Annotated in this window: 23 protein-coding genes; 19 read left to right on the top strand and 4 right to left on the bottom strand. The window is 43.2% G+C overall.

Translation table 11 applies throughout. The features are described 5' to 3' along the window. Positions 1-290: 290 nt before the first annotated feature. The 5 genes from FHS57_RS00795 to FHS57_RS00775 all read left to right on the top strand — a co-directional run bounded on the left by FHS57_RS00795 (position 291) and on the right by FHS57_RS00775 (position 3,542). Entirely contained in the window at positions 291-677 is a 387-nt protein-coding gene (locus tag FHS57_RS00795) for a hypothetical protein (protein WP_183970962.1), read from the top strand. Positions 678-883: 206 nt separating this feature from the next. Beyond that, on the top strand, positions 884-1,249 hold the full coding sequence (locus tag FHS57_RS00790) for a VOC family protein (protein WP_183970961.1): 366 nt from the start codon (positions 884-886) through the stop codon (positions 1,247-1,249). A 24-nt stretch (positions 1,250-1,273) separates the two neighbouring features. Beyond that, on the top strand, positions 1,274-2,029 hold the full coding sequence (locus FHS57_RS00785) for a helix-turn-helix domain-containing protein (RefSeq protein ID WP_183970960.1): 756 nt from the start codon (positions 1,274-1,276) through the stop codon (positions 2,027-2,029). Positions 2,030-2,059: 30 nt separating this feature from the next. Beyond that, a complete protein-coding gene (locus FHS57_RS00780; RefSeq protein ID WP_183970959.1) occupies positions 2,060-3,229 on the top strand; it encodes an FAD-dependent oxidoreductase in 1,170 nt (389 codons plus the stop codon). A gap of 10 nt (positions 3,230-3,239) precedes the next feature. Further along, on the top strand, positions 3,240-3,542 hold the full coding sequence (locus FHS57_RS00775) for a DUF1330 domain-containing protein (protein ID WP_122934120.1): 303 nt from the start codon (positions 3,240-3,242) through the stop codon (positions 3,540-3,542). 56 nt (positions 3,543-3,598) lie between these two features. Here FHS57_RS00775 and FHS57_RS00770 read toward each other — a convergent pair whose 3' ends face one another. After that, a complete protein-coding gene (locus tag FHS57_RS00770; RefSeq protein WP_183970958.1) occupies positions 3,599-4,462 on the bottom strand; it encodes an SDR family oxidoreductase in 864 nt (287 codons plus the stop codon). Positions 4,463-4,557: 95 nt separating this feature from the next. On the opposite strand from FHS57_RS00770, the gene FHS57_RS00765 reads away from it, so the two are divergent. The 7 genes from FHS57_RS00765 to FHS57_RS00735 all read left to right on the top strand — a co-directional run bounded on the left by FHS57_RS00765 (position 4,558) and on the right by FHS57_RS00735 (position 10,778). Beyond that, positions 4,558-4,935: a winged helix-turn-helix transcriptional regulator gene (locus FHS57_RS00765; protein WP_221225520.1), complete on the top strand. Its 378-nt coding sequence runs from the start codon at positions 4,558-4,560 to the stop codon at positions 4,933-4,935. A 122-nt stretch (positions 4,936-5,057) separates the two neighbouring features. Beyond that, the gene (locus FHS57_RS00760) at positions 5,058-5,534 is read left to right on the top strand and encodes a (2Fe-2S)-binding protein (protein ID WP_183970957.1); all 477 of its coding nucleotides are present in this window, start codon (positions 5,058-5,060) and stop codon (positions 5,532-5,534) included. Beyond that, positions 5,518-7,689 (top strand): xanthine dehydrogenase family protein molybdopterin-binding subunit, encoded by a 2,172-nt coding sequence (locus FHS57_RS00755; RefSeq protein ID WP_183970956.1) that lies wholly within the window; start codon positions 5,518-5,520, stop codon positions 7,687-7,689. Before FHS57_RS00760 ends, FHS57_RS00755 begins: the two co-directional genes overlap by 17 nt. A 156-nt stretch (positions 7,690-7,845) precedes the next feature. After that, the gene (locus FHS57_RS00750; protein ID WP_183970955.1) at positions 7,846-8,628 is read left to right on the top strand and encodes an SDR family oxidoreductase; all 783 of its coding nucleotides are present in this window, start codon (positions 7,846-7,848) and stop codon (positions 8,626-8,628) included. Positions 8,629-8,630: 2 nt separating this feature from the next. Beyond that, positions 8,631-9,074 carry a DUF2147 domain-containing protein gene (locus FHS57_RS00745; RefSeq protein ID WP_183970954.1) on the top strand — a complete coding sequence of 148 codons (444 nt, stop codon included), beginning with the start codon at positions 8,631-8,633 and terminating at the stop codon, positions 9,072-9,074. A gap of 80 nt (positions 9,075-9,154) precedes the next feature. Further along, positions 9,155-9,724, top strand: a complete 570-nt coding sequence (locus tag FHS57_RS00740) for a Crp/Fnr family transcriptional regulator (RefSeq protein WP_183970953.1) — start codon at positions 9,155-9,157, stop codon at positions 9,722-9,724. Positions 9,725-9,803: 79 nt separating this feature from the next. After that, entirely contained in the window at positions 9,804-10,778 is a 975-nt protein-coding gene (locus FHS57_RS00735) for an aldo/keto reductase (protein WP_183970952.1), read from the top strand. A 22-nt stretch (positions 10,779-10,800) separates the two neighbouring features. On the opposite strand, the gene FHS57_RS00730 is transcribed toward FHS57_RS00735, so the two are convergent. Next, the gene (locus FHS57_RS00730) at positions 10,801-11,166 is read right to left on the bottom strand and encodes a winged helix-turn-helix transcriptional regulator (protein WP_122934116.1); all 366 of its coding nucleotides are present in this window, start codon (positions 11,164-11,166) and stop codon (positions 10,801-10,803) included. A gap of 258 nt (positions 11,167-11,424) precedes the next feature. On the opposite strand from FHS57_RS00730, the gene FHS57_RS00725 reads away from it, so the two are divergent. The 4 genes from FHS57_RS00725 (at position 11,425) to FHS57_RS00710 (ending at position 15,080) form a co-directional block, all read left to right on the top strand. Next, entirely contained in the window at positions 11,425-12,255 is an 831-nt protein-coding gene (locus FHS57_RS00725) for a helix-turn-helix domain-containing protein (RefSeq protein WP_183970951.1), read from the top strand. A 127-nt stretch (positions 12,256-12,382) separates the two neighbouring features. Next, positions 12,383-13,204, top strand: a complete 822-nt coding sequence (locus FHS57_RS00720; protein ID WP_183970950.1) for an alpha/beta fold hydrolase — start codon at positions 12,383-12,385, stop codon at positions 13,202-13,204. Positions 13,205-13,345: 141 nt separating this feature from the next. Next, positions 13,346-14,173: an alpha/beta hydrolase family protein gene (locus tag FHS57_RS00715; RefSeq protein WP_183970949.1), complete on the top strand. Its 828-nt coding sequence runs from the start codon at positions 13,346-13,348 to the stop codon at positions 14,171-14,173. Between the two features lie 199 nt (positions 14,174-14,372). Beyond that, positions 14,373-15,080, top strand: coding sequence for an EF-Tu C-terminal domain-related protein (locus tag FHS57_RS00710; RefSeq protein ID WP_183970948.1), 708 nt, complete (start codon positions 14,373-14,375; stop codon positions 15,078-15,080). 19 nt (positions 15,081-15,099) lie between these two features. On the opposite strand, the gene FHS57_RS00705 is transcribed toward FHS57_RS00710, so the two are convergent. Together FHS57_RS00705 and FHS57_RS00700 are read right to left on the bottom strand one after the other, a co-directional pair. Then, positions 15,100-15,798: a LytR/AlgR family response regulator transcription factor gene (locus FHS57_RS00705; RefSeq protein ID WP_183970947.1), complete on the bottom strand. Its 699-nt coding sequence runs from the start codon at positions 15,796-15,798 to the stop codon at positions 15,100-15,102. Next, positions 15,795-16,856: a sensor histidine kinase gene (locus tag FHS57_RS00700; RefSeq protein ID WP_183970946.1), complete on the bottom strand. Its 1,062-nt coding sequence runs from the start codon at positions 16,854-16,856 to the stop codon at positions 15,795-15,797. The genes FHS57_RS00705 and FHS57_RS00700 overlap by 4 nt, the downstream gene beginning before the upstream one ends. Before the next feature lie 239 nt (positions 16,857-17,095). On the opposite strand from FHS57_RS00700, the gene FHS57_RS00695 reads away from it, so the two are divergent. From FHS57_RS00695 to FHS57_RS00685, 3 genes are all read left to right on the top strand, one after another. Beyond that, the gene (locus FHS57_RS00695; RefSeq protein ID WP_183970945.1) at positions 17,096-19,480 is read left to right on the top strand and encodes a TonB-dependent receptor; all 2,385 of its coding nucleotides are present in this window, start codon (positions 17,096-17,098) and stop codon (positions 19,478-19,480) included. Between the two features lie 61 nt (positions 19,481-19,541). Continuing rightward, complete coding sequence (locus FHS57_RS00690) at positions 19,542-20,117, top strand: Crp/Fnr family transcriptional regulator (protein ID WP_183970944.1); 576 nt, start codon at positions 19,542-19,544, stop codon at positions 20,115-20,117. A gap of 65 nt (positions 20,118-20,182) precedes the next feature. After that, positions 20,183-21,211, top strand: coding sequence for an NAD-dependent epimerase/dehydratase family protein (locus FHS57_RS00685; RefSeq protein ID WP_183970943.1), 1,029 nt, complete (start codon positions 20,183-20,185; stop codon positions 21,209-21,211). Positions 21,212-21,289 lie beyond the last annotated feature (78 nt).

Below are 21,289 nucleotides of genomic sequence, written 5' to 3'. Positions count from 1 at the left end.
TGGTCAAGGGGTAGAGGATTTGCTACTAAAATGGCAACCTTACCCTTTTTTACCCAAAATCATTCTATTTTTTCGTGGAAAAATAAAAACTTTGCTCAATACTCGCTTTCGATGAGTAAGGGCTGGGAAATAGGAAAAAAAAAGTACGTTATAGAATGTGTAACGAATTGCTGAAATAGAGAAATAAAGTGTAGCAACAGGCTAGTAAACTTTTGAATTACAATACTTTGCAAACTGATACTCTCGCTAAAATCAGCGGCGAGTATTAAATCAAAGTAAAATTCTAGCTGATGGAATCCATTGATACCAAAAAAGAACAGAAAATAGTTGCAACTTCGATTGTAGTCGGTATGATGCTGTATTTATCAAAATTTTTAAGACCCTACTTCGGTAGCAACGATTTTGTACTATTTATTTTGGGGTTTTTACCCAATTTTGGTTTGGCTTTTGCGATACCTTTTATATATGCTAGCAATAGAATACGACTCAACAAATCCCTAGAGCATTTCGTTATTTCATGTATTGGCACCTTTTTGTTAATGATATTAAATGAAATCCGAGATAAATATCAACCTGACCGAGTGTTTGATTGGTATGATATTTATGCTTCATTTTTTGGGGTTGTTTTTTCATTATTTGTATTTAATAAAATATTGAAAAACAACTCTTTCAAATAGCCAAAAACAACTAGACAAAACACTTTAAAAGCCTGTTAGTGTGACACTTGCCAGTCTCCACATCAATTTCAACCAAAGTGCTGAAGAAGCATTCAATTTTTATAAGTCAGATTGGATGGAGGGTTTACAAAACTCATGCACTTCAAAGGCATTTTAGAGTGATGAATTTCCAGCATTTGCTTCAACTGTATCCCCCCCCCACTAAAATGAAAATAAGACTTCACGAAATTGAGCTGGGAACCAGTGACCCCGCCAAAAGTAAATCATTTTACAACACTATTTTAAGTCTAAATACTTCGGTTGACCAAGCAGCACTCAACGTTTTCCAATCGGGAGTGGGAGGGATTGACTTTAATACGTCCACCCATTTATCGCCCACTACGGCTGTTGTAAGTTTTTTGACAGATAATTTGCCAGAGGTAATCGAAAGACTCTCCGCAAATGGAATTAGCTTTAGCGAACCCAAAAAATCACATTTAGGGATGACAAGCATTGAATTTAGCGACCCAGATGGTCATTTAATTCGAGTCAACCAACCGACCGAAGACTCTCCGACTTGGTTAAAAGTGTAGCGGATGACAAACGGACATCGTACCATGGACAAGGAATTTGAATACAAATTTATCAAACCTCACAAATCGCTTGACGACTTTGTAGAGAGTTTTTGGCTACTAAAAAATCACACAGACAACAGCAAAGACATCGTTATTTTACCTGACGGGCGAATTGATTTGTTTTTTTCTCAATCAGCTACCGAACCTTTCCACATTACACTCTCAGGGCTTGAAACACGGCCCGACCAAGCCACCTTGGCTGCCAAATCAGTCATGTTTGTCATAAGTTTCAAACTACTTGCAACAGAGTATATCATTCAAGGTACAATTTCTGATTTACTGGACAATGCCAACTATTTACCCAGCGATTTTTGGGGGTTTAGCGCAGACGACCTGAAAGATTTTGACCTATTTTGCCAAAAGGCAACTCAAAAAATCCAATCTCTTCTACCTAAAGAAACTGACAATAGAAAACAAAAACTCTTTGACCTTATTTACTCATCCAACGGCGAAATGACGGTTAAAGAGCTTTCTGAGAATGTGTTTTGGAGCAGTCGACAAATCAACCGTTATTTCAATCAGCGGTTTGGTATTTCTCTAAAAGCGTATTGCAGTATTCTTCGTTTTCGAGCTTCATTTGGTCACATCAAAGCAGGTAAGCTATCTCCCCAGCAAAGTTTTGCCGACCAATCACACTTTATCAAAGAAGTGAGAAAACTCTCAGGGGTTTCACCGAAAGAACTGAAACGAAACCAAAACGACCGATTTATACAATTTTCGACCCTTCCCTCAAAGTAGTTTTGTGCAGTCAATAAAAAGGTATTCAGCATGAAATTACAAAACAAAGAAATCGCCATCGTTGGTGGTGGGCCAGGTGGGCTTACATTGGCCAAGCTATTGCAACAAGAAAAGATTAAGGTAAAGGTGTATGAACGAGATTTGAATAAGAATGCCCGTGTGCAAGGCTCACCACTCGACTTACACAAAGAATCGGGTTTGGCAGCGATTATCAAGGCAAACCTGTTAGAAGAATTCAAAAACAATTTTCTTCCCAAGGCAGACCGAAAGAAAATAATGGATGAAAATGCGGAAGTATTTTTTAGCGACCACGAAATCAAAATAGAAGAGAATTTCGGCAACCCCCATTTTCGTCCCGAAATCGACCGTGGGGCACTGAGGAAAATCTTGTTAGAATCATTACAGCCCGAAACCGTGGTATGGAACAGTCATTTTATTGCAATGGACAAACAGGGCGATGGTTGGTTGCTACACTTCAAAAACGGAAACTCCACTTATGCAGACATCGTTATTGCCGCCGACGGAGCAAATTCAAAAATTCGCCCTTATCTCACAGATATTGAGCCTTTTTATTCGGGTATCACCATGCTTGAAGGCACCATTTATGACGCACAAAATACCGTACCAAAAATTTTTGCTTTGCTCAATGGGGGAAAAATAATGGCTTTTGGCAACAAAAAAGATATTTTAATGGGTCAAAAAGGCAATGGAGAAATCGGCTTTTATGCAAGTTTCAAAGCAGATGAACATTGGGAAGTCAATAGTGGTTTAAATTTTAATGCCAAAGCAGAGTTGCTTGAATGGTTTAAAACAACATACGCTGAATGGAGTACAATTTGGCACGAACTGTTTGAAAATACAGTAGTACCCTTTGTCCCTCGCCCCATCTATTGTATGCCATTAGATCAAACTTGGGACGCGTTGCCCAACCTGACAATGCTTGGCGATGCAGCTCACGTAATGCCCCCATTTGCGGGTGAAGGCGTAAATATGGCAATGCGTGATGCGTTGGAATTGTGTGAGTGCTTGACTTGCAAACAATACAGTACTTTGCAAGAGGCTATTTCTGCTTATGAAATAAGTATGCGAAAAAGAGCGGCCAACGCTGCCAAAGAATCGCTTGACAACGGGGAAATCATGCACGGCGAAAAAGCATTGGCAACTATACTTGAGTTCTTTAATGGACATTTACAAACGTAATTTTTCACCAATGATACACATCACCCAACTTATTTACGTCATTGAAGGCCAAGAGGCTGTTTTTGATGAATTTGAAAGCGTGGCCATCCCCACCATTGCCAAGTACAATGGCCGTCTTTTGTTTAGGGTACGCCCACCCAAAGAGAGTTTTATTGAAGCGCAAATCGAAGCACCTTATGAAATCCATCTGGTGGAGTTTGACGCCCACGAAGACTTCCAAAATTTTATGAAAGACGAAGACCGTAAAAAGATTTTACACCTTAAAGAGCAATCCATTAAGGCATCTGTGCTCTATTTGGGGCAAAAATTGTAGCAAAAACGGGTCAAGCAACATGTATGCTGCTTGGCCCGTTTCAAGGCGTCGAAGTCTTAATTTAACAATGAACCCATGCCAAATGCGGTAATTGTTTTTTCATACTCTACCTGTACCGCTTCGTTGGCCGCTTCTACAATGTAACCCGTTGATGGATCAACGACCGTTCTGAGGGGGCGTTCGCCTTTGGGTAGGTTTATGAGCGTTACTACGGCATCGGCTACTTCTTGCGGATTAGGTTTGGTTGTTTCAAACAATTGTGCCAGTCCGCTCCCCATCTGGTTCGGAATTTCGGCCAATGCGCCGTACCCTGCCACAACCGACTCATCAGAACCCGTTCTAACTTTGTGCAAAATGTCCGTCGGGAAGGCGCCAGGCTGAATAAGCGCCACGTCCACGCCCAAGGGTTTTACTTCGTAGTGCAGTCCTTCGCTCAACCCTTCCAAGCCAAATTTGGCAGCACTATAGACCGTCATAAACGGGAAGGCAAATCTTCCTGCTCCACTCGAAATATTGACGATTAAACCATCTGCTTGTTTACGCATAACGGGTAAAACGGCTTTCATCAATCGCCAGTATGCTACCACATGCAAGCCAAACATCTCTTCTACATCGGTCGTCGTAAAGCTTTCGGCCACGCCCGCAGCTCCAAAACCCGCATTATTGACCAACACATCAATTCGCCCTTCGGCAGCGATGATTGAATCTACGGCATTCTTTACGCTGGCATCGTCCGTCAGGGTTACATCCAACACCGTAATGTTTTCAACCTGTGCAAGTGCCTTGGCCTTTTCGGCATTCTTTGATGCGGTATCTCGCATGGTAGCATATACCTTGTGACCTAATTCCGCTAACGTATTGGCTGTCAACCAACCAAACCCACTATTCGTCCCTGTAATCAATACAACTTTGTTACTCATTTGCTGTGTTTTTTTTAAAGTACGCTGCAAAGTTGATGACATTTTGTAACTTTGTGTCATAAGGTAATAGTTTATTTTAATCTACCAATTTACCAATGAGTCAGCTTGTGACAATTAAGAAACCAGCCACTTGTGTGTCGGACAACGAAGTTTGTACCGCCTCGATGAGAGCCATTCAAGACATTATGGACGTATTGGGCGGAAAATGGAAAATTTCCATCGTTACCTGCCTTTGTTTTAGTCCAAGAAGGTTTAGCGAATTATTAAAACTGGTGGACGGTATCTCTGGGAAGGTATTGAGCCGCGAATTGAAAGACCTAGAGATGAACAAATTAATTTCAAGAACGGTCAAAGACACCCAGCCTATTTCGGTAGAATATGCCATTACCGAATACGGAAATTCGTTCAAAGAACTTATTCAAATCATGGCTGAGTGGGGCGTAAAACACAGAAAAGAGATTATCGGGAAATAAAACTAGCCCCTCTCTCCCTTTTGGCTACAAGATTGCGCCTTTTAACTACATAATTGCTTTGATTTTTTTTGAAACTTGCCGTGGTAAAAAAGCAGAAACAATGACTTCTCAATTGGACTACTATGCAACTTTCACTGACCATCAATAACAAGCCTACGGTTTTGGATGTCGAGCCCGACATGCCTTTGCTGTGGCTCATTCGCGATGAAGCCAAACTCAAAGGAACAAAGTTTGGCTGTGGCAAAGCTCTATGCGGCGCTTGCTCCCTTTATGTTGACGGGGATTTAATCCGCTCCTGTTCGTATCCTGCCCAACTCGCCAATGGCAAAAAAATAACCACCATCGAAGGGCTTTCGGAAGACGAGGCCCATCTGCACCCCGTACAGCAAGCGTGGCTGGAAGTTCAAGTTCCCCAATGCGGCTACTGCCAATCTGGTTTTATGATGGCCGCCGCTAAGCTTTTGGAAGAAAACCCCAACCCCACGACCGATGACATCAAAAATGGCATTTCCAACATCTGTCGGTGTGGCACTCATCCTCGCATTATTAAAGCAATTCTTTTGGCGGCAAAACTAAAAAACGATGGAAAACGCGGATAAAAAACCTAAAAAAGGATTTTCGAGAAGAAAATTTTTGGCCATCTCTGGTTCTGGCGTGGCAGGAACGTTGGCCTTGCTCTATTTCGGACGAGGAGCCATTAGAAGAAAAATAAGTGACTTCACTTCAGAAATGGACATTCCAGCGGATGTGTCGGATTTTGACCATAAGCTGTGGTTTGAAGTCAATGCCGACAATACCATTACCCTAAAGTCGCCCAAAGCCGAGATGGGGCAAGGAATTTTTACGGGTTTTGCCATGCTTGCTGCGGAAGAACTGGACGTGGCAGTAGAGAAAATTAAGGTTGTTCACGCCAACTCCTTAAACGGTCTTCTCTCCAATACGGGGGGAAGCAACAGCACTTCTTCTTTTTATGTCTCTATCCGAGAAGTGGCCGCTACCCTGCGGGAAACCCTCAAACTTCAGGCGTCGAAATTGTGGAATATTCCCGTTGCTTCCATCTCGACCAAAGACGGAATGCTGACGGCAGGTGATAAGCAATTATCGTATGCCGACTTGGCCAAACAGATTACCAAATGGGAAACGACCGAAACACCCGCGTTACGGCCGTCTTCACAGTTCAAGTACGTCGGAAAACAACAAAAACGAATTGATTTGCCCGATAAAGTCCTCGGCAAACCGATTTATGGCATTGATGTTACCTTACCCGACATGGTGTACGGCGCGATGCTTTATTCTCCCTATGTGAAAGGAACTTTAAAAAGTGCCGATACCAGTGGGGCAAAAAATACGGCGGGCGTATTGAAGATAGTAGAAGAAACAAACTGGATTGGCGTAGTGGCCACGTCTCGCTACGCCGCCCAAACGGCGGTGGAGAAAATCAAGGCGGAGTGGGACTACAACCCCAACGTTTCTACCAAAGACCTCGAAAAATTGATAACAGTCGGGAACGGCAAAGAGGTCAATATCCAAAACGATGGCGACACAGACAGCGTACCCGATGAGGTGCTCACGGGCGAATTTCGTACGCCAATTGGTTTTCACGGCAATTTAGAACCTTCCATTGTCGTCGCTGATTATAAAGACAACAAAATAACGCTTTACGCTTCTTTCCAAAATCCAGCCTATTTGCAAACTTCCGTTGCGGAGGCGTTAGACCTTAAAACCGAGGACGTTGCCATTATGCCTACGTACATGGGAGGAGGATTTGGCAGAAAGGCGTTTAAGAGCAATGCCGTAGAAGCAGCCAAACTATCCAAAGCCGTCGGCAAGCCCGTTCACCTGCTTGCTACCCGCCAGCAAGAGTTTCAAAACGGTTACGTAAGGCCCAATACCCACCACGTTTTAAAAGGGAAAGTGGGTAAAGACGGCAAAATTTTGGCCTTTGTACACCACCTTGCTACGGGCCCGATGATCTTTAACTCCGTCCCTGCTATTGCCGAAACCATTTTAGGCGCCGATTTTATCGTGGCAGGACACGGCGCGCGGTGCCCGTACCATGTTACCAACATTAAAACCACGGTATGGCACAACAACCTCCCTTTTGAAACCAGTATATGGCGGGGTGTGGGGATGTTTGCCAACACGTTCGCCATCGAAAGTTTTATGGATGAATTGGCGCATAAAGCAGGCGTTAATCCCCTGAAATTGCGAATCGACCACTGCAACGACACGCCTCAGTTGGTTCGTCGGAAAAAGCTGCTCGAAATCATTGGCGAAAAATCAGGCTGGCACTTACCAAAGTCGGAAGGGATTGGCCGCGGCTTGGCAGTCTGCGACGACCGCAAAACGGTTTCGGCGGCGGTGGTAGAAGTAAAAATAGTCGATGGAGCCATTAAGATTGTGAAAGTGACCCAGGCCATTGACGCTGGCAAAATCATTAACCCCGACGGCATCAAGCAGCAAGTAGAAGGCGCCACCATGATGGCCATCAGTGCGACTCTTTACGAGCAAGGCACGGTAGAAAATGGGCAATTTGTCCAAACCAATTTCCATAATTACCAAGTAGTAAGGCTTAGCGACACGCCCGAAATAGAAGTCATTTTACACGAAGGTTCTGAGGTACCTTCGGGGGTTGGAGAGCCTCCCCTTTCTCCTATTGCGCCCGCCATCGCCAATGCAATTTTTGACCTGACGGGTAAGCGTTTACGGTCATTGCCTTTGCAGTTGGCTTTTCAGGCCGCATCAAATCTGTAAGATTTATTTTCCGTTGCCAAAGCTATAAGGTTTGAGAAACCTTATAGCTTTTTTTATTTTAAAAACTCCTTCCTTTTTGACTACAACAAACCGACTTTTAGCTACATCCCTTTGCGGGTTAGTGCTGACCTTTGCATTAACAAAACACGCAAAAAAATGGACTTAAAAAACAGCACAATCCTTATTACAGGAGGCACAAGTGGAATCGGTTTAGAATTTGTAAAACAATTGACTGAGCTAGGGTCAACTATCATTGTTACAGGCAGAAAACTGGATGCACTTAACGAAACAAAGAAGCAGTTTCCCAACGTACACACGTTCCAAAGTGACGTGAGTAATGCGAGGGATATTGAGAAATTATACAAAGAAGTTACGCTGCAATTTCCCGAGCTCAATATCATCATTAATAACGCAGGTTTGATGCGTTTAATTGACCTACAAGACCAGTCATTGGACTTGGAAAATATCAACCGAGAAATCGCTACTAATCTTTCGGGGACGGTTCAGATGGTGCATCAATTTTTGCCCCATTTATTGAAACAAAAATCAGCTGCGATTGTCAACGTTTCATCGGGAATAGCCTTTATGAGCTACTCAGCAGCACCCATTTATAGCGCCACCAAAGCAGGGGTTCGCGCCTACACCCAATCCTTACGACTACAATTGGAAGATACCAATGTAAAAGTATTTGAAATGATCCCTCCAGGAGTAAAAACAAAATTGCAAGACGATTGGGTAAAACAGCCTAACGAAAGCATGATGATGAACGCAGACGACATGGTAAAAGTGGCTATTAATGGTCTGCTAAAAGACAAAAAGGAATTAAAGCCTTTTGCCATCAACATTATCAAATTAGCTAGCAGGCTAATACCCAATGTTTTGTTAAACTTTGGCCACCGTGAGTTTAAAGAAATCAAAAAACTTAAAAACAACCAATAACGATGAAAAAGGTATTTTTTGCTGGACTACTATTATTTCTCTCAGTGGTAAGTTTTGCACAGCAACCTGCCGATAAGATAATCGGGCAATGGGAAAGTATTGATGGCGATGTAAAATTGAAGTTTGACCTCTTTAAGCAAGACGGGAAATATTTCGGAAAGCTTCTTTGGGCTTCCAATATGTTTGAAACCGATGGAAAAACGTCTAAAAAAGACTCCAATAATCCTGACAAATCCTTACAAAATCGTCCCCGACAAGGCATTATCAATGTCACTAACCTAAAATATGACGACGGCCAGTACGAAGGTGGAAAGCTCTACAACCCAAGTGATGGCAACAGTTACAGCTTAAATGCCAAACTAAAAACAGAAAATGAGCTTCATTTTCGTGGGTATTTGGGTATTTCACTTTTAGGAAAAACAATGAAGTTTAAAAGGATTCAATAAATTAGCAGTTCTTTTAAAATGTCAAAAACTCTCTTAACTTAGCAGTAAGGCAAGAGAGTTTTTTTATAAACAACCAAAATATGGAACAATTTATTGAATATGTATTACAATTTGGCAATTTAAACAAACAACAAATTGAGCTTATTAAAAGCAAAGCGACAGAAATATCGCTTCGCAAAGATGAGTACTTTTGGGAAGCAGGGAAAATAGTAGAACAGATTGGATTTCTTACCGATGGTGTTATCCGAGTTTTTTATTACAACAATAAAGGAGAAGAAATTACAAGGTATTTTATTGACGAAAACCATTTGATTTTATCAGGGAATATCATTGACGAAGTATATACCCCTTCAGAATACCTAGCTGCTATTACAGCGTGTCAATTAGTTGTTTTTTCAAAAAAAGATTGGAAAGATATTTTTGAAACTATTATTGGTTGGGACAATATTGTGCAAAAAATAACGACGAAACATCATAGCGAAAAAATAACTAGGCGGAGTGAATTGGTTTCGCAAGACGCAACTACCCGTTACCTTGACTTTCTTGAAAAATTCCCCAATTTAGCAAATCGAGTACCTTTGTCGTTCATTGCTTCTTACTTGGGAGTTACTCAGTCTTCATTAAGTAGAATAAGAAAAAATATTCGCTAAAAATTGCTTTTTGCCAAATGGCAAATGATTTCATTTTTTATTGACGGACCTTTGTGGTATCAAATTTTAAAATAAAATAATGGAATCAAGGAAATTAGGAAACAGCGGATTAGAAGTATCCGCATTGGGTTTTGGAGCGATGGGGTTAAGTTTTCCAAATGCCCCTTCAAAAGAAGAAAGCATCAAGTTAATCCGTTCGGCCGTTGAATATGGGATTACTTTTTTTGACACTGCTCAAGGCTACGGAGAAAATGAACTATTGGTTGGCGAAGCACTTGAACCACTTCGTAAGGAAGTTGTCATTGCCACGAAGTTTGGCCTCAAAGACGGCAACGTCAGGTTAGGGTTGGACAGTCGTCCAGAAAACATTAAAGCCGTTGCGGAAGCCTCTTTAAAAAGGCTCAGAACAGACGTAATTGATTTGTTTTACCAGCACAGACCTGACCCAAATGTTCCGATTGAAGAAGTGGCAGGAACAGTCAAGGAATTAATTCAGCAAGGAAAAGTGAGGCATTTCGGCTTGTCGGAAGCAACGGAGGAAACGATTCGCAAAGCCCATGCTGTGATGCCCGTAACAGCTTTGCAAAGCGAATACTCCATGTTTTATCGTGAACCTGAAAGCAAAATCATCCCGACATTGGAAGAATTAGGCATTGGTTTTGTGCCTTTCAGTCCATTAGGTAAAGGATTTTTGACAGGCACTATCAGTGCCGAGACTGAGTTTGATAAAAACGATACAAGAAATTTTTTCCCTCGTTTCAGCAAAGAAAACCGAGCAGCCAATCAAGCATTAGTGGATTTGGTTGTTGCCATTGCGTCTGACAAAAATGTGACTCCCGCACAAATTGCCTTAGGTTGGTTATTAGCCCAGAAACCTTTCATTGCTCCAATCCCAGGCACGTCAAAATTACATCGCTTGCAAGAAAATGTGGGCGCCATTAACGTGTCATTGACCAACAACGAGTTAGCCCAAATCAACACTGCGTTGGCCGCAATCCAAATCGTAGGAGAACGCTATCCGACACAGCTACAGACAATCGCAGAAAGAAAATAGATTAACTACGCTACGACTGAAATTAGCTTTCGTTCGTCAGTCGTTTTAAAATAACCGACCGTAAATGCGCTTCATTGGTGTCGCCCCATTGACCCAAAGCCGAAATCACGGGGATGATGGTTTCACCCAACTCAGTAAGTCGGTATTCCACTTTGGGCGGAAGAACTGGAAAAATTTCTTTAGTGACCAACCCGTGGTCTTCCAGTTCTTTCAACTGAATATTCAATACCCGTCTAGTGGCATCGGGGATTTTGCGTTGCAGTTCGCTTGGCCGTAGATGCCCTTCACTAATAAACCATAGCAAACGAATTTTCCATTTGCCATACAGTACTTCGCCAATCAAGTCTAAGCCGCAGTTTAGGCTTGGTAAAATTTTTCTTTCATACATACCACAAAATTAGACCTATGCTCCAAATCGTACAATAGGGGAAAAATTTATCCCTATCCGAATCGGATTTCCGTAATTGCTTCACCTGAATGTATGCCTGAAATTTGCACAAAAAACAATCAGATGGAACAGGATTTTAATTTCAACAACGAGCTATCGGGCAAAAGAGATTTCGGGAACTTTCCCTGGCAGTCCACTTGTATTAACGTAGTTGAAGAGAGGAAGGCTATCACAAAAGAACGATAAACGTTAAAATCAATGCTCAAAGAATTTTCATTAAAGCAATTTGGCAACCTTCGTTCTTTGGATAGCGAAATCAGCGATAGTATCCTCCAATCCATTGAAGAGCACATAAAAATTCTTTTTCTGCCCAAAAACACAGCCATCCAAGTTGACTTCCAACACTTCCTCTTGGATTCGGATGCGTTGCTCTTCATCAACCCTAAAGTGGTGATACAATTTTCTCAAAATGAGAATAATAAAGAAATCTTACTACACTTCAACCGCGACTTTTATTGCATCGAAATCCACGACCAAGAAGTAGCTTGCGATGGGATTTTGTACAACAATGTGTTTGAAGTGCCTTTCATTAAGCTAAGAGATAGCCAATCGTCGTACATGCAAAAAGTCATCAGGGAGATACAAAATGAGATGGAAAACGACGATGCCAGCACCGAAGAAATGTTACGAATTTTGCTCAAACTTATTATTCTCAAGTCCACGCGAATTTGGAAGGAACAACACCAATTGGCTGACAACGAACAACATGCTGATGTGCAATTTTTGAGAAAATTTAGCAAGTTGGTGGAGCAGCATTACAAAACCCACCATACGGTAGCCGACTATGCTGATATGCTTTTTATCACGCCCAAAAATCTCAGCAAAAAAATAGGGTTACTTAGCAAAGACACACCCAACGACATCATCAAAAACCGAATCATCCTCGAAAGCAAGCGCCTTTTGGCCCACACATCTTTATCAGTCAAGGAGATTGCGTACAGCCTAAACTACGAGGACGATGCTTATTTTGTTCGGTTCTTCACCAAAAACACGGGAATCTCCCCTACATCGTTCCGAAAACAGTTCTGATTTCGTCATTTCTGGTGATTGAGGAAAAATGTGCAATTCAAGGCGAAGTTTGTCCATTGATGGGCTTCGCTTTTTAAAAGACCTTTGCATCATCAAATCAATCATTAACCATTTGACAATCAAAACAATGAACAAGCTAACAGTAAAAGACGGAACTGAAATTTATTTCAAAGATTTAGGAGAAGGACAGCCCATCTTTTTCCACCACGGATGGCCACTATCGTCGGACGATTGGGATGCTCAAATGATGTTTTTCTTGGAAAAAGGGTTTCGAGTAATCGCTCACGACCGCCGTGGCCACGGACGCTCTACCCAAACTTACCAAGGCAATGACATGGACACTTACGCAGCCGACGTAGCAGAACTTACCGAATTTTTAGACCTCAAAAACGCGATTCACGTTGGGCATTCGACAGGAGGTGGCGAGGCCATACGATATGCCGCCAAATATGGCAAAGACCGAGTAGCCAAAGTGGTATTAATCAGCGCTATCACGCCCTACATGATTGCCGACGAAAGAAACCCTGACGGTGTGCCTTTGGAGGTATTTGATAACATTCGCCACAATACCCAACACAACCGAGCACAGTTTTACCAAGACATTACTTTTCCGTTTTTTGGGTACAACCGAGAAGGCGCAGTGGTGAAAAAAGGCATCCAAGACAACTGGTGGAGACAAGGAATGATGGGGGGAATCAAAGCACAATACGACTGTGTCAAGGTATTTTCGGAAACTGATTTCACCGAAGATTTACAAAGTGTGGATGTCCCCGTTTTAGTACTTCACGGCGACGACGACCAGATTGTTCCCTACAAGACCACTGCCGTAAAAGCCCACGAACTTTTGAAAAACGGAACACTGATTATTTACCCTGGCTTTCCGCACGGTATGCCTACTACCGAAGCCGAAACCATCAACAACGACATTTTAAAGTTCATCAATTCTTAACGAAAAGGTGTCATCTAAAAGAAAAGCTCATCCACGGATGGGCTTTTTGGCGTTGTTATAAATGCTAACAAATTCGCCTAATCACAAAATACATCTATCTTCGTGGACACGGACAATCCAACCATCAAACCCTAACATCCCATGAAGACACGCAAGAAAACCACGCTTCAATTTTGCTTCCTTTTTTGTCTCCTAGCCCAACTTGCTTTTACTAGCCATGCGAGCGATGAGCGTGCCACCGTTCATACGACCTGGAACGGATTTGAAATGCTGGAGTTTCAATTTGAAGGCGTCGAAGCCAAAGTGGTTCTACCCCATCAACCCAACCCACACAAAAACTGGATTTGGCGTACTCAGTTTTGGGCACACGAACCGCAAGTGGATATTGCCTTGTTGCAAAAAGGGTTTCATGTGGTGTATGTCGATGTGGTGGATTTGTACGGTGGGCCAAAATCAATGCACCGATTCGATGGTTTTTACAATCATCTGATTCAACGTTTCGGGCTTAGCCCCAAAACAGTCTTTGAAGGACTGAGCCGTGGGGGCTTGGATGCCTACAATTGGGCTTCACGGAACGCAGACAAGGTATATTGTATCTATGCCGATGCGCCTGTATGCGATATAAAAAGTTGGCCAGGCGGTTTAGGCAAGGGAAAAGGCTCCAAAAATGACTGGGAAAAATGCCTTAAAGCGTACGACTTGACCGAAGCGACAGTCAATGATTTTAAGGACAGCCCCATCAACAATTGTGTAAAACTGGCAGCCGCCAAAATTCCTCTCTTACACGTTTGTGGAGACGCAGATGATGTCGTCCCCATTGATGAAAATACGTATCAGTTAGCCGAGAAGTATCGAAGTGCTGGCGGGGCGATTGAGCTCATTGTCAAAAAAGGAGTAGGACATCATCCACACTGCCTAAAAGACCCTCAACCCATTGTTGACTTTATTTTAAAAAACACGGGGAATTAAGGGCTCGACTATTTTTAAATCCATTAAAACCGTATCTAATCCATAACATCCGTGTGTTATTATCGACAATTTTAGCACACGGATGACACTGATTTAACAGATTTACACGGATGAAAAACGATAAAAACCTTCGGGTATAGTAAGGTAAATGACCATAGGAAGAAGCTCTTTTTGAGAAGGATAAAAAGATTCTTATATAATGACAGAAGCTCCATTTCAACTCTACAATCCTGAACTTGAAGGAGAAGTTTACTACTTGACAGAGCAAGAAGGTGGCCGAAGGAACCCTATCACATCGGGGTATCGAGGACAGTTTTACTATAATGGCAGAGATTGGGATGCTCCCCAAATATTGATTGATAAAGAAATTTGTTACCCAGGTGAAGCTGCAAAAATTAGGCTTCAAATGTTAAGCCCTAACTTTCACGTTGGGCAATTTTACGTTGGTCAAGGCTTTGAAATAAGAGAAGGAACCACAACCGTCGGGCGCGGTAAAATCACTCAAATTTTGAGGGATGATTTTAAGTATTGGGACTTCGACACGTTTTTCAAAAACTTACAACCTGAGCAAAAACCATTTGATTTTCAAGATATTAAAAAAATTTCCACAAAAATCCACCACGGATTAACATCCATTCAGCAAATTAGTAAGCTAATTTTCACAAAATCCTTGTCCAATCCCTACCAAATGCTGACCTTCGAGTGTAAATTGAGAGACAAGGGCTGTCAGGCACAGGCATTGGTAGATGAAATCTGTAACCGTTGGAGAGAAGAAATACACCTAGACAACTCTCATTACAAAACAGAGCTACTATTTTCGGACAAAGGATTTTACTTTGAGCTCACTTTTGCCACTTGGCACACTAGGTTTTTGACGGGGAGAATTATGGTGAATACAACATCTTAACGCCGCCCTTTGCTTTCCATCACTCCCCTCCCTTACTCATCACCATTTTCAAAAAATCTTCCCGAAAATTGCTTCCGAGTGGGACTTCGCCTTTTTGAAGTAACAGGATACGGTAGGACTCTATAATGCTAATTTTCTGAATATTGACCGCAAACGAGCGATGAACTCGCACAAACTGCGACGCGGGCAAAAGCTCCAACACCGAGCCAAACGTCTGGGTAATGTTGAAGGTGCTGTTCTCGGTTACAAATTTAACTTGGTTACCTTGCGCCTCTACGTAGTACAGTTCGTCAAAAAATAACTTTATCAATTTACCGTCTGACTTCAGGAAAGTGTGGTTTTCGGGCGTGTTGGGTTGCTGCTTTAGGGCAGCTTTGGCCTTGTCAATGGCCTGCAAAAAACGCTCCATCGAAAAGGGTTTCAGCAGGTAGTCCGTAGCTGCAAGATCAAAGGCTTCGTGGGCGTGTTCTTTGTAGGCCGTCGTAAAAATAGTAATGGGTTTGTGAGGAAGGCTTCTGAGAAAATTAATGCCGTTCATCACGGGCATATTGATGTCCAAAAATAGCACATCCACCCTGCCAGTCTCCAAAATGGGCCTTGCCATAAACACATCGATTACCGAACCAACTACCTCTATTTCAGGAAAATACCTACAATACCCCTCAATAAGCTGACGCGCCAGCGGTTCATCATCCACTATGAGTGCCTTTAGTGTCATGTAAGTCTTAATTTAACCATAAAAGTATTGTTTTTCTGCTCGATACTTAAATCATGGCGGTGAGGATAAGCGAGTTCCAATCGTTTTTTTACGTTGTCCAGCCCCAAGCCACTGTGTTGCTCCAGCGTATTTCGGGTCACGCTAGGGTCAAAACTATTTTGTACCGAAAAAAGCACCGTTTTACCCCAAATTTGTACGTCTATGGCAATCTTAATCTGCGGATTTTGGGTGTTTTTGGAATGTTTAAACGCATTTTCTACAAACACAATCAACAGCATAGGAGCAATCGGCGGAGCTTCGGCAAGCGATTCGGGCCAATTTGTGACCAGTTCCAACCGTTCGCCTAACCGTATTTTTTCAAAATCAATGTAGTTTTTCAAGTAATTGATTTCGTCTTCGAGAGCCACCAACGTAGCCTTGGTGTCATACACCGTATAGCGCAGCAAGTCGGATAACTTGAGCAGCAACGGCGGCAATTTAGAAGCATCGTGTATCGAAAGTGCATACAGGTTATTGAGCGTATTAAACAAAAAATGCGGGCTCAACTGACTCTGTAATAACTTCAATTCGGCATCGCTTACGTCGGCTTTGGTCTCGGCGGTAGTAATTTTTTGCTCAATCTGGTGTTTGATAATAGCCACGCCCATCGTCGTAACAAACCCCAATCCCATCAAGGCCAGATTGACGTACAACAACACCGAAAAACTGTCAGTAAACCTCAAATAATTGATTGCCAAACCAAAACCCAGCAAAAACCCAATAAAAAGTACCCCCAAAATCGTCACGGCGCGGTCTTTATTGCGAGATTTTTTACTCAAATAATACGCTGCAATAAAACGCCCCGCCGCCGCACAGCCTATCGTCAACACGCTACTTATCAAGGCTTGGTTCTTTTCGCCATCTAAATCAATGATGTGAAATGTAAAAAGGACAGCAAAAAACAACCCCACCGCGCCTACTGCCCACTGAAAAAGGGTAATAACAATCTGCTTTGGTTTGCCAAAAATGAGCCAAAGTACAACCACCGAAAAGGTAAAAACGAGAATATTTCCAGCCATTTTGTTTCAATTTTTGGTCAAAAATGGAAATTCTGTTTCATTACTTTTCTCCTTGACTGACAGAAAGGCTTTTTTGACTGACGAAAACCGTAAAATACGGCAAGTTTGTTTAACCACTACTATTCGTCCCTCTCTCGTCAGTCGATTTTCCCTTTTTATCACAGCAGCTGCCCTTTCTGTCCGTGCCCTTCTCTAAAAAACAGCGTCTTGCAGAGTTTTGCCAAAAACCACAACGCAGCATGAAAAATTGTATGTTACTCTTTCTCTTCATTACCACCACGGCATGGGCACAAAGCAATTTGAAGGGAGAAATTAAAGACCACCACAACGAAGCCGCCGTAGGAGCCAATGTGCTATTGATTGCCTTGCCCGATAGCCAGCAAGTAGCGGGTGTCGCGGCCAATGCCCAAGGAAAATTTGAATTTACGAACCTAAAACAAGGAAACTATTTCCTCAAAATCAGCTATTTGGGGTCAAAGAAATACCAAAGCCCCACCATTCGAATAAGTGGAACGTCTTTGTCGCTACCAACCATTTTTTTACTTCCCGAGAAAACCCAACAACTGGCCGAAGTTGTCGTCAAAACGACGCGTCCGCTGGTGGTTCAGGAAGAAGACAAAACCGTCATCAACGTAGAAGCCATGAGCGGAGCTGCCACCCTATCGGCCCAAGAAGTGCTAGAACGCACCCCGAGCCTAGTGGTGGATCAAAACGGCAATGTGCAGCTCAACGGTCGCAGCAACGTGTTGGTGCTCATCGACGGGCGGCCCACTTACATGAGCGGCACCGACTTGGTGGCTTACCTCAAATCGCTGCCCGCCCAGATGTTGGACAAATTGGAGCTGATGGATTCCCCTCCCGCCAAATACGATGCCACAGGCTCGGCTATTGTGAACATTGTACTGAAAAAAAATCGCCTTTACGGTCTGACGGGGAACATTAGCACTAGCCAAAGCGTAGGGCACACGTGGCGGAGTTACAACAACCTTAACCTCAATTACCGACAAGGAAAACTCAATCTTTTTGGGGGCGTAGGTTTGCCTCGCGATGCCAATCGCACAGTTACTACTTCCACCCGAACTATCACCGAAAATACTACTAATCAAGAATATAGCAGCGATAACACCGCCACTTCTGAAAGTTTGGGCGGCACAATTCGGCTGGGTTTTGATTACGACAAAAGCAAAAATACCGTCATCGGGGGGCAATTATTTTTGCAAAAAAGCCAACGCAACGACGGAGCTGTATTTACAAATTTAATCAACAACGAACCATACTACGGCACCAACCGTGGGCAATTTGATTGGAACAATCTAAGTGCCAACCTCAATTTTACCCACAAACCCAAAAAGCAGGGCAGCGAGTGGAGCGGCGACGTAAACTATCAGCAATATGGCTCCGATGGCGTTAGAAATTTTCAGAGTAGCCACGCCAATAACACCCAGATTTTCAACAATGTTTTCTTCACACCCGCTACAATTCTGACCTTCAAAACCGATTATCGCCGCCCTGTTTCTGCCAAAACAACGTTTGAAATGGGAGCAAAAATAGGCTTTGTAAAAAACGCCAACGAAGCCGACGTAGAGCATAAAAAAGACCAGAACTTCGTACTTGACCCTACCAAAAGCAACCATTTTTTTTACAACGAAAACATCAATGCCGCTTACCTCAACCTACGCCATACGTTGAACAAGCGCACCAGTTTACAAATGGGGCTACGCGCCGAAAACACCAATATTGAAGGCAATCTACTGCCCAACATCGCTACCACGGGCGAGCAATTTTCGCAGTATTTTACCAACCTCTTCCCCACTTTCTTCTTTCGACGCGCGTTGGACAGCGTGGGCAAGCACAGTTTGAGTTTCAACTACGGCCGCCGCATCAACCGCCCAAGTTATCAGCAGTTTAACCCATTCCTCAACTACGTGGACGACTACACCTTTACCAGCGGAAACCCCTCGTTGAAGCCCTTTTATCTGCACAATCTTCAACTTCGTTACCAACACAACAACGGCATTAGCGTAGGAGTCGCCATGGATTTTGCCGATGGATTGAATGGCGATTTGAACATTCGCGAAGGCGATGTGTTCGTCCGAAAACCGTTCAATTTAGGCAAGGGCTATCGGTTTGGGATTGTGAGCAATTACAACAAAAAAATCAACAAGTATTGGACGACCAACTTGAATTTTCAAGGATTTCGTTTCAATATTCAGGGCACAGTAAACGGCGACGTGGCCGTCACTCGCTACGTGTCCTTTCGCATCAATGCGGGGCAGCAGTTTAGTTTTGGGAAAGGCTGGTCGGCGGACTTATACGCCAATATTTCGGCCCGCGACCAAGTATTTACCATGACCATGGGCAGCTTTTACTCGATTTACGTGGGCGTTGGCAAGAAAATATTGAAGGACAAAGGCAGTATCCGCTTGATGATTGACGACCCGACTTTTGCCAATTACCGCACTGAAACCATGATCAATTACCAAAATACGACCCAATATCGCAAAACACAAAGCGATACTCGCCGCATCGGGCTCAATTTCAGCTATCGTTTTGGCAACGAAAAATACACCCGCCGCCGCCAAACCGAAGACACCGCCGAAGAAGAGCGCCGAAGAGTGCAGTAGTGAACCAAACTTTTGTATATTCGTTGGGTGGGGGTTATACATCCCCTACCTCTTCAATCCCATGCATGAACAATTGCTAGAGCTCATTGCCCAAAAAGTAACGCTTTCGGCGCACGATAAAGCGCTGTGTCAACAGTACTTTGAACCTGTTCGTTTTCCCAAAAACTACATTATCGAAGAAGAAGGCAAAGTCCCTCACTACCTGTATTTTATTGTATCGGGTTACCTTCGGCTGTTTCATTACAACGATAAAGGCGATGAAGTCACAACTCACCTCAATTGTCCGCCTGGTTTTATTACTTCCTATTTTAATTTTATCAACCAAACCACCGCCCACGAAAACTTGGAATGTATCACCGAGAGCCAATTGCTACGCATCACCAAAAGCCATTTAGAACAGCTTACCTCACAGAGTAGCGCGTTCAAAGATTTTAGCATTTGGGTTTTCCAGAAATCCCTTTCGTACAACGAAAATCGCTCCAAAGAACTAGCTACGCTAACGGCCGAACAGCGCTACTTAACCCTCATTGAACATTACCCCGACCTGTTGCACAATGTCCCCGTTCAATACATCGCATCTTTTTTGGGCATGAATCCCAAAAGTTTGAGCCGAATACGCAAACAAGTAATTAGGTAACATTTGTGAAGTGGTTTTGAAAAATCGATGCTGAATTTTGTGGCATCATTTTAACAACCAAACACATGACACAAAGCCATTTAGCATTGGTAACGGGCGCCAACGGGCACCTTGGCCACAATTTAGTACGCCTACTTATTGAGAAAGGGATTCCCGTTCGGGCGTCGGTTCGAAGCCTCAAAAGCGCAACTTCGTTGGCAGGACTGAACTGTGAAGTAGTGCAAGCAGACATCACTGACAAACCATCGTTGGTGAACGCCTTTCAAGGAGTCGAAACGCTGTATGCCGTCGGGGCGGCGTTCAAGCTTTGGGCAAAAAATCCCAAAAAGGACATTTACGACGTCAACCTACAAGGCACTAAAAACACCCTCGAAGCCGCTGCCGAAGCAGGCGTAATGCGCATCGTGTATGTAAGCTCCATTGCTGCCCTCAACTACTCGACCGTACCAACCAAAGAAAGCAACGGCTACAATCCCGACCGCCGCGATATGTATTACAATTCAAAAAATGACGGGGAAAAATTGGCGTTTGAGTTGGCCAAAAAATTCAACATCGAATTGGTCGCGGTCTTGCCCTCAGCCATGATTGGAAGCGAAGCCTTTGCCCCGCTCAACGTTTCTTACAACATCATGCAGCTGATTTTGAAGAAAGAAATTCCCGTTGAAACCAACATCACTCTCAACTGGATTGACGTAAAAGACGTGGCGTTGGGCTGCTATTTGGCCGCTACCAAAGGCCGCAGTGGCGAACGCTATATTTTGGCCAATGAACACTGTATGTCCATCAAAGAAACGACAAAAATTGCCCAAGAGCTTTTTCCTGAATTAGGAATAAAACTACCAATAGCCGTCCCTAAACCGCTGTTGTTGGCCGTAGCTTGGGGCATGGAAATCGGGAGTAAAATCAGCGGCAAGGCGCCCTTGCTCACCACCAAAGACATTTCGATGTTTTCGGGTTTGCAACAAGACTTTGATGTATCAAAAGCTTATACTGAATTGGGTTTTACTCCCAAAAGTCCTACCCAAGCCGTCAAAGAAGCGATGTATTATTTGCGGAACAACGAGGGGAGGTTCAATTTTTCACCAACCCAATAAAATAACCCCAACATGGCCCATACTTTCTGTTCTTTGGGGATTGTTTACGAACTTTGCGACTGTTATCTCCGTTGGTAA

The organism is Runella defluvii (genome assembly GCF_014195535.1).
Taxonomy (GTDB): domain Bacteria; phylum Bacteroidota; class Bacteroidia; order Cytophagales; family Spirosomataceae; genus Runella; species Runella defluvii.
Note: the sequence above shows the minus strand (reverse complement) of the source record. Positions and strands in the feature narration are given on the sequence as shown.

Coding starts and splice junctions, on each gene's coding strand:
- FHS57_RS00780 (WP_183970959.1), top strand. CDS start 2,060: ATGAAATTACAAAACAAAGAAATCGCCATCGTTGGTGGTGGGCCAGGT.
- FHS57_RS00795 (WP_183970962.1), top strand. CDS start 291: ATGGAATCCATTGATACCAAAAAAGAACAGAAAATAGTTGCAACTTCG.
- FHS57_RS00705 (WP_183970947.1), bottom strand. CDS start 15,798: ATGACACTAAAGGCACTCATAGTGGATGATGAACCGCTGGCGCGTCAG.
- FHS57_RS00760 (WP_183970957.1), top strand. CDS start 5,058: ATGCAACTTTCACTGACCATCAATAACAAGCCTACGGTTTTGGATGTC.
- FHS57_RS00790 (WP_183970961.1), top strand. CDS start 884: ATGAAAATAAGACTTCACGAAATTGAGCTGGGAACCAGTGACCCCGCC.
- FHS57_RS00715 (WP_183970949.1), top strand. CDS start 13,346: ATGAAGACACGCAAGAAAACCACGCTTCAATTTTGCTTCCTTTTTTGT.
- FHS57_RS00695 (WP_183970945.1), top strand. CDS start 17,096: ATGAAAAATTGTATGTTACTCTTTCTCTTCATTACCACCACGGCATGG.
- FHS57_RS00740 (WP_183970953.1), top strand. CDS start 9,155: ATGGAACAATTTATTGAATATGTATTACAATTTGGCAATTTAAACAAA.
- FHS57_RS00735 (WP_183970952.1), top strand. CDS start 9,804: ATGGAATCAAGGAAATTAGGAAACAGCGGATTAGAAGTATCCGCATTG.
- FHS57_RS00730 (WP_122934116.1), bottom strand. CDS start 11,166: ATGTATGAAAGAAAAATTTTACCAAGCCTAAACTGCGGCTTAGACTTG.
- FHS57_RS00700 (WP_183970946.1), bottom strand. CDS start 16,856: ATGGCTGGAAATATTCTCGTTTTTACCTTTTCGGTGGTTGTACTTTGG.
- FHS57_RS00770 (WP_183970958.1), bottom strand. CDS start 4,462: ATGAGTAACAAAGTTGTATTGATTACAGGGACGAATAGTGGGTTTGGT.
- FHS57_RS00765 (WP_221225520.1), top strand. CDS start 4,558: ATGAGTCAGCTTGTGACAATTAAGAAACCAGCCACTTGTGTGTCGGAC.
- FHS57_RS00720 (WP_183970950.1), top strand. CDS start 12,383: ATGAACAAGCTAACAGTAAAAGACGGAACTGAAATTTATTTCAAAGAT.
- FHS57_RS00685 (WP_183970943.1), top strand. CDS start 20,183: ATGACACAAAGCCATTTAGCATTGGTAACGGGCGCCAACGGGCACCTT.
- FHS57_RS00745 (WP_183970954.1), top strand. CDS start 8,631: ATGAAAAAGGTATTTTTTGCTGGACTACTATTATTTCTCTCAGTGGTA.
- FHS57_RS00725 (WP_183970951.1), top strand. CDS start 11,425: ATGCTCAAAGAATTTTCATTAAAGCAATTTGGCAACCTTCGTTCTTTG.
- FHS57_RS00690 (WP_183970944.1), top strand. CDS start 19,542: ATGCATGAACAATTGCTAGAGCTCATTGCCCAAAAAGTAACGCTTTCG.
- FHS57_RS00755 (WP_183970956.1), top strand. CDS start 5,518: ATGGAAAACGCGGATAAAAAACCTAAAAAAGGATTTTCGAGAAGAAAA.
- FHS57_RS00710 (WP_183970948.1), top strand. CDS start 14,373: ATGACAGAAGCTCCATTTCAACTCTACAATCCTGAACTTGAAGGAGAA.
- FHS57_RS00775 (WP_122934120.1), top strand. CDS start 3,240: ATGATACACATCACCCAACTTATTTACGTCATTGAAGGCCAAGAGGCT.
- FHS57_RS00785 (WP_183970960.1), top strand. CDS start 1,274: ATGGACAAGGAATTTGAATACAAATTTATCAAACCTCACAAATCGCTT.
- FHS57_RS00750 (WP_183970955.1), top strand. CDS start 7,846: ATGGACTTAAAAAACAGCACAATCCTTATTACAGGAGGCACAAGTGGA.